Consider the following 680-nt stretch of genomic DNA (forward strand, 5'->3'; position numbering starts at 1 on the left):
GGACGCATGGCCGCGGCGCGACCGGCGGCGGTATTGGGCGGCGGGGTGTCCTCGTCCTCGCCGGAGGCCGCACCCGCCACGATGGGATGGCTCTGGCCGTAGTCGAGATCGATCACATCGGCGACGACGACGGTCACATTGTCGGGACCGCCACTGCGCAGCGCCAATTCGATGAGTCGGTCGGCGGCCTCGTCGGTGGTTCCCTCGCGCAGCGTATTCGCGATGGTCTCGTCGCTGACCACATCGGACAAACCGTCGGAACACAGCAGATAGCGGTCACCGGCGCGGGCTTCCCGGACGATGAGCGTGGGCTCGATCTCGTTTCCGGTCAACGCCCGCATGATCAGTGACCGCTGCGGATGGGTATGGGCCTGTTCCGGGGTGATCCGGCCCTCGTCCACCAGCGACTGCACGAACGTGTCGTCGCGGGTGATCTGGGTGAGCTCACCGTCGCGCAGCAGATAGGCACGGGAATCGCCGATATGGGCCAGGCCGAGTTTCTTGCCCGCGAACAGGATGGTGGTGAGCGTCGTGCCCATCCCGTCGAGTTCGGGTTCCTCTTCGACCTGATCGGCGATCGCGGCATTACCTTCACGGATCGCCCGGTCGAGTTTGCCGAGCAGATCGTCGCCGGGCTCGTCGTCGTCGAGATGAGCCAGCGCGGCGATCATCAACTGCGA

Annotated in this window: 1 protein-coding gene; it reads right to left on the reverse strand. The window is 66.0% G+C overall.

The features are described 5' to 3' along the window. Positions 1-680, reverse strand: a 680-nt coding sequence (locus ON37_RS00070; protein WP_040715138.1) for a PP2C family protein-serine/threonine phosphatase, incomplete at both ends; no start/stop codon positions are given.

The sequence above is a fragment of the Nocardia veterana NBRC 100344 genome (assembly GCF_000308855.1).
GTDB classification, from domain to species: Bacteria; Actinomycetota; Actinomycetes; order Mycobacteriales; family Mycobacteriaceae; genus Nocardia; species Nocardia veterana.